Annotated in this window: 5 protein-coding genes; 2 read left to right on the plus strand and 3 right to left on the minus strand. The window is 47.2% G+C overall.

All coding sequences use genetic code 11. The features are described 5' to 3' along the window. Both ACEW8S_RS10125 and ACEW8S_RS10130 read left to right on the plus strand, forming a co-directional pair. Positions 1 to 895, plus strand: an 895-nt coding sequence (locus ACEW8S_RS10125) for a TolB family protein (RefSeq protein ID WP_373518034.1), incomplete at its 5' end; no start/stop codon positions are given. A 24-nt stretch (positions 896 to 919) separates the two neighbouring features. Then, positions 920 to 1,966: a DUF3500 domain-containing protein gene (locus ACEW8S_RS10130; RefSeq protein ID WP_373518035.1), complete on the plus strand. Its 1,047-nt coding sequence runs from the start codon at positions 920 to 922 to the stop codon at positions 1,964 to 1,966. A gap of 17 nt (positions 1,967 to 1,983) precedes the next feature. Here ACEW8S_RS10130 and ACEW8S_RS10135 read toward each other — a convergent pair whose 3' ends face one another. From ACEW8S_RS10135 to ACEW8S_RS10145, 3 genes are all read right to left on the minus strand, one after another. Further along, positions 1,984 to 3,114, minus strand: a complete 1,131-nt coding sequence (locus tag ACEW8S_RS10135) for a Gfo/Idh/MocA family oxidoreductase (protein WP_373518036.1) — start codon at positions 3,112 to 3,114, stop codon at positions 1,984 to 1,986. Positions 3,115 to 3,125: 11 nt separating this feature from the next. Next, positions 3,126 to 3,986 carry a sugar phosphate isomerase/epimerase family protein gene (locus ACEW8S_RS10140; protein ID WP_373518037.1) on the minus strand — a complete coding sequence of 287 codons (861 nt, stop codon included), beginning with the start codon at positions 3,984 to 3,986 and terminating at the stop codon, positions 3,126 to 3,128. Positions 3,987 to 4,022: 36 nt separating this feature from the next. Next, on the minus strand, positions 4,023 to 6,644 hold a 2,622-nt coding region (locus tag ACEW8S_RS10145; RefSeq protein WP_373518038.1), incomplete at its 5' end, for a PVC-type heme-binding CxxCH protein.

Raw genomic sequence — 6,644 nt, forward strand, 5'->3', positions numbered from 1 at the left:
AACCGCCAAGTTCGGAAAGGTGGCCATCGAGCAACTGGAACAAAGGCCGGATTCGTTGAAGCAGTTGGAAAGCACCTTGGAGACCATTCCCCTTTCCTCTTTTGACCGGAGAGTCGTCTATCATACCAAAGACCATATCGAGGCGCCCAACTGGTCGCCAGATGGAAAGACCTTGATCTTCAATAGCGAGGGATCGCTCTATACAATACCGGTCGAGGGCGGGACACCCGAAAAAATAGACACCGGCTTCGCCAAAAAGATCAACAATGACCACGGCATTTCGCCCGACGGCACCCAAATGGTCATCAGTGACGGTACGGAAAACGGAAGTTCGTTGATCTATACGCTGCCCATCGGGGGCGGTACTCCCAAAAAGGTTACACCGATCGGACCATCCTATTGGCACGGTTGGTCGCCCGATGGCAAGACTTTGGCCTACTGTGCCGAACGCAACGGCAATTACGATATCTATACCGTGCCGGTGGAAGGGGGCGAAGAAACCCGGTTGACCGATGCGGGGCCTCTCGACGACGGACCCGATTATTCCCCTGACGGCAAGTACATCTATTTCAATTCCGCCCGTACCGGCACCATGCAGATCTGGCGGATGAAAACCGACGGCAGCGAACAGGAACAGATCACTACGGATGCATACCATGATTGGTTCGCCCACCCGTCGCCGGACGGCAAATGGATCGTATATGTGACCTTCGGTACCGATGTCCCCGCAGGTTCTCATCCGGCCAACAAAGATGTGATGCTGAGGCTGATGGATCTTCAGACCAAGGAAATCAAGGTAATGGCAAAACTATTCGGCGGCCAGGGCACGATTAACGTACCTTCTTGGTCGCCCGATAGCCAACGGGTGGCTTTTGTAAGCTATCAATTGAAATAAGTCTAACTATCAAAAATAAGTAAGATGAAAGTAAAAGTAAATTGGCACGCGATCAAAAAAGGTGCACTCCCTATTATATATCTTTTTTTATTGGGAAATGTAGGTGCCCAGGATATATCCGACAAAGCGAATGTCTTTTTGAATACGCTTTCCGAGGAATTAAAGGAAAAGACCCTTTTCACGTTAGAAGATGAAGAGCGGTACAATATGAACTATGTACCCATCCCAAGAAAGGGACCTACCTTTCATGATTTTGATGAAACGCAAAAAAAGGCCGCCCTTGATCTCTTAAAAGCATGCCTTAGCAAGGAAGGATACGAAAAAACAATGGAAATCAGGGAGCTGGAAAAAGTGTTGCGTATCATCGAGAACGATGACAATGACAAAATGCCCGACGGCCGACCCAGACGGGATCCATTAAATTACCACTTCTGCATCTTCGGAACCCCCTCGCCCACCGAGGCCTGGGGGTGGCGGTTCGAGGGGCACCACATATCTTTGAACTTTACCTCGGACGAGGGAAAGATCGTGTCGGCTACCCCCACGTTTTTCGGTTCCAATCCCGGTATCATAAAAGAGGGCGATTCTCGAGGCAAACAGGTCTTGAAAAGGGAATCCATGCTAGGTTTTGCCCTTGTCAATTCCCTGACCGCCGACCAATTGAAAATAGCCAAGTTTTCAGAAGAGGCCCCCCCCGAAATCATCTCGGCGAACCATCGCGAAGTCGGGGAAATCGAAACGACCGGAATCGCATATCCGCTATTGAACAAAGCACAAAAAACGATTTTCACAGAACTATTACAGGTTTACGTCGGCAATTACATATTCGATTTTTCGAAGAACCTGATGGCCAAAATCGAGAAAGCGGGAATGGAAAACCTCCATTTTGCTTGGGCCGGAAGTCTTAAGGAGGGAAAGGCGCATTACTATCGTATTCACGGGCCGATGCTATTGATAGAGTTCGACAACACGCAGAACGATGCCAACCACATGCATACCGCCGTGCGCGACCTGACCAACGATTATGCCGAGGATATCCTAAAGCGGCATTATGAGATGGAGCACAATTAAAAAACTTGATGTCCGGGTCAATCGGAAAAAGTAAAAGAAGGAAGCCTAAGTATTTCCCCTCCTTTTTTGGCCGATTCATGTGCCAAAATTCCCACGCAAGTCATATTTGCGGATTGCTTCGCATTTGGGTAAGGTGCCTTCTCGCGAACCAAAGCGTTCACAAATTCATGTACCAAATGCGGATGTGAACCTCCATGCCCAGCCCCTTGCGTAAAGGAAAGATGTTGGTGCTCATCGGAATCGTATACTCCCTTGGTAGTAAAATGTTGAATCTCTTTGGGAAGCAATTTTGCGAAATCGGGACTCTCAACTTCCTCCGGAATTTCTGGTTCGGGCCTTTTAGCAGTGTGTACCACTAACGGCTTTCCTTCGATCAATGGCCATTCTACGGATTTTTTTGAACCGTACACCTCAAAACTTTCTCGATACTGTCTTGCCACATCAAACAGCGAACGATACACCTGTGCACTCAAATCGGAATTCCGGAATTTGATATGGGTCGTCTCCACTGCATAAGGGGAATTATATTCCTTTATTAGTTCCTCCCGAATCGTTCCCGAGCCAAAGCACGAGACGTATTCGGCTTCTCCTCGGGTCAATCCAAGAACCGGGCCAACGCAATGCGTCGCATAATGCATAGGCGGTAGGCCGGGCCAATAGTTGGGCCATCCGTCCATGTCTTGTTGGTGGCTGGCTTTTAAAAACTGGACTTTACCCAATTCGCCGTTTTCGTAGAGTTCCTTCATATACAGAAACTCGCGGGCATAAACCACCGTTTCCATCATCATGTAGGTCAAGCCCGTTTCTTCGGTCAATCTTACGATTTCTTCACATTCCGTTACACTGGTCGCCATAGGAACGGTACAGGCCACATGTTTCCCTGCTTTCAACGCCCTTATTGATTGAGTCCCATGATTGGGAATTGGAGTGTTGATATGTACCGCATCGATTTCGTCATCCTGCAATACCTCATCGTACGACGTATATCTTTTTTCAATACCAAAGGCATCCCCCAACTCATTCAGTTTTGCTTCGTTACGCTGGCAAATAGCGACCAAATTTGCATTTGGATGTTTTAGATAAATGGGGATGAACTCCGCACCAAATCCTAAACCTACTATAGCAATGTTGACTTTCTTATCGCTCATGGTGTTCCCTTTTATGAATTGAATGTTTTCTTTAGAAATTTGATTCCCTCGGAGGCAAATTCGTCTTGGCTTTCCGCCAAATGCTTCCAGATACAGACGGCGCCGGCCAGCTCTTTGATTTCGGGGGTAAAGCTTTCGATAACCATGGCGCCCTGATAGTTGATATCCTCTAACCCTAGTTTAAAATCGTTCCAAGGGGTAAGTCCGGTTCCTGGGATGCCCCTGTGGTTTTCCGAAACCTGTACATGAATCAAGGAATCACCTACCGTATTGATCGCTTCCCGGATATTCTTTTCTTCGATGGTCATGTGGAAACCATCCAATAACACCTTGGCATTTTTATAATCGATATCGGTTACAAGACGCATGACATCGTCAGCGGTATTGACCAAATCGGATTCGAAACGATTTAATGGTTCCAAAGCTATGGACTGTCCAAAGCGTTTTCCCATTTCACAAACTTTTCGAAGATTGGTAACGGCCAGTTCCCATTCTTTTTTTCGCTGTTCTTCGGATACCATTCGGGCCTTGCCTACGGCAGAATACATGGGGCCAGCGAGAAAATCGACTTCCAAGAGGGCACAGAGTTCAAAACTCTTTTCTACATATCGGAAGCAGTTTTCATGAAGGATAACATCATCGGAAGTCAAATCCTTAGTCGGGCCAAATACACCGCAGACCGTAGGTTTCAGGCCATTATCGGATAGGGCTTTTTTCACCGTTGTGCCATCGATCAGTTCTGGGTCTTCCACCGGAATTTCGACCACATCATAGCCCATAGCCTTTATTTTTGGAAACAAGGAAATCCATTCCGTGGTAAAAGGGGATTGCCAAAGCCATGTGCTTACACCGTATTTTAGTTTATCGTACATAAGGTTGTTTCAAGTTTTTTAGTCTTTTGACTACACTCACAACGCACTCCCGACCACTTTCATGACCCCTTGCATGATGCGCCAATGCCCCGGAAAAGTGCAGATAAACGGATACATTCCCGGCTCGGTCGGTGCCGTAAATCTTAGGGTTACCGTTTGCTCTGGATTTACCAGAGCGGTCGCAAACAAGACCTCCCCCATTTTAGGAACATAGTCCAATTCGGCACCATTCGGGTCCATGGCCAGTTTGTCGGCCGCCGAACCAACCGTATCGGTCGTTCCAGGTTTAATAATAACCAAATTGTGCTGCATAAAATCGACATTTTCCAACACCAGATTCACAGGTTGACCGGCCTCTACCACAAATTCGGTAATGTCGTATTTCATTTCATTTTGTACCGTTTTTATGGTAATGACCGCAGCTTCTGAGTCTACCGTATTTGAACCGTCTTGCGCACTGGTTTTAACACTACTATAATTCTTGGCCACAAAATCCGCAATGGGCACTCCCCCGAAAGTAGTGTTCGTACTTTGGCCATAGTCCGTTTCGACTTCGTATTTCCAGGCTCCGGACAGCTGCACCGTTTTTTCACCGGAACGTATGAACAATTGTTCGGGTTTACCATAGATACCTCCCCCACCGCCGGTATCCTCCACACGAATGGCAATCGTATTTTCGCCGTTCTTCAGCAACCCATTTGGGATATTGTAATAACGATCCCGTGCATAATCACTTTCGGTAGCACCGATCTGTTGTCCATTAATGAACACCACATCAGAATCGTCGATGGGCCCCAAAGAGATGTAGGAAGATGCGCCCCCATTGAAATTGAAATTCTTACGAAACCAAATGATCCCGTCCATTTCCAGTCCGGCATCCTCTATGAATTGTGGCAATTGTATGGTTTTCCAATCTCGATCGTCAAACCCGACCGCTTGCTTTTTGTCCTCAACGGCAGCCTTTCTGTCAAATCCGGGGTGTGCCTTGGCATATTCGCCCATAAACCCATCGGCATGACTGCTGGCAGCCGCATAAAGTGCTTTTGACAGCCAATTATCTTCAATGATAGCTTTGTCCTGACTAATCCCGTAAAGCATTTTCCCGGCAGTTTCAGAAGCCGGTCTTTCAGCGAAATAAAGCAGTGCGGCCAAACGTACTGACGGACTTTTATCATTTAAAGTATTGGTGTCTAAAATAGCAGCGTCGGTTGTCCCGTTTTTTGGAAGTATCTGTATCGCGGCTTTGCGTACCGCTGCTGACGGATGGTATAATCCACCCTTTACAACATTGTAGGCTTCCGTGTCCGAATTCAGATCGGTCAGTCCGTCTATGGTCCAAAGCGCATGAAGGGCGGCCGGATTCATTCCCAAAGCATCCAGTTTTGGAGTATTGGCCAATTTGTAAAGTTTAGGCAGTACGTCGGTATTTTGACGTTCGACAAGCAAACGTTGCGCCGTCGATCGCCAGAACATATTGTCATTATTCAAGGCCGCTACCAATGCATCGGGGGTATCCCTATCCAAGGTCAAAATTTCCTCTTTCCCAACATTTTTTGGAACCACCCGCCAAATACGGCCTTTGGACTTGTCGCGCAGCGGATTGACATAGGCATTGCCCTTACCGTTCTCTGCGTCGTAACCGCCACGATCTTTATTCGGTGTGGGATTGTGCTGTATGATAAAATTGTACCAATCGGCCACCCAAACATTACCGTCGGGGCCGACCTTGGCCTCTACAGGGGACACCCATTCGTCTGAACTTGCCAAAAGATTGCCGCCGTCCTTTTCGATATAACCGGCCCCGTCCCTTTCGATTTTGGCGATATGTACAAGTCCCCCCGTAGGTTCACACACAAACGCAACCTTGTTCCAGTAGGTACGCGGATAATTTCTCGCGGTATAGAAATGATGTCCCGCTGCGGCGGTAAATCCCCCGAAAACATCTACTTGCCTGATATTTGCGGTTAAGGGCTGCATGGTGTAGTGGCCATCGATTTTCAGGCTTCCCTGCGCGGGAATACCGACCAAACCATCCATAATTTTATTCGGAATGCCCAAAAAGACACTATGGGTATTATTTGCGGTGGATGCAAACAGGGAATTGTCTTCCGTAATCCCAAGACCCCAAGTATTGTTACTCGTATTTGTCAGTACCTCAAAGTTTTCCTTCCTAGGATCAAAACGGTACATATTCTGCTTGAAGTTTAGCTCCTGACCATAAATGCTACCTTCAAAACCAGAATAGCCGACTACGCCATAAATGGTATTGTCAATACCGTTTTGTAGGTTCGATGGTCCGGCATGGGTGTCAAAAGTACCCCAACCGTCTATCAAAACTTCCTTTACATCGGCCTTGTCATCGCCATCGGTATCCTTCAAAAAAATAAATTGCGGAGCCTGTGAAATGATAATGCCACCATCATAAAAGGCAAAACTTGTAGGAATATTAAGATTCTCGGCGAAGACGGTGACCTTATCGGCCTTACCATCGCCATCGGTATCCTCAAGTATTTTTACCTTGTCATCTCCCTGACCCTCGTTGTCTTTTACCGTATTCGGGTAATCTACAGTTTCTATGACCCAAAGCCGTCCTTTTTCATCCCAGTTCATAGCGATGGGATTGATGATATCGGGTTCAGAGGCGAAAAGTTGCAGGTC

This window comes from Pricia sp., from assembly GCF_041745955.1.
In the GTDB taxonomy this organism is placed as follows: Bacteria; Bacteroidota; Bacteroidia; order Flavobacteriales; family Flavobacteriaceae; genus Pricia.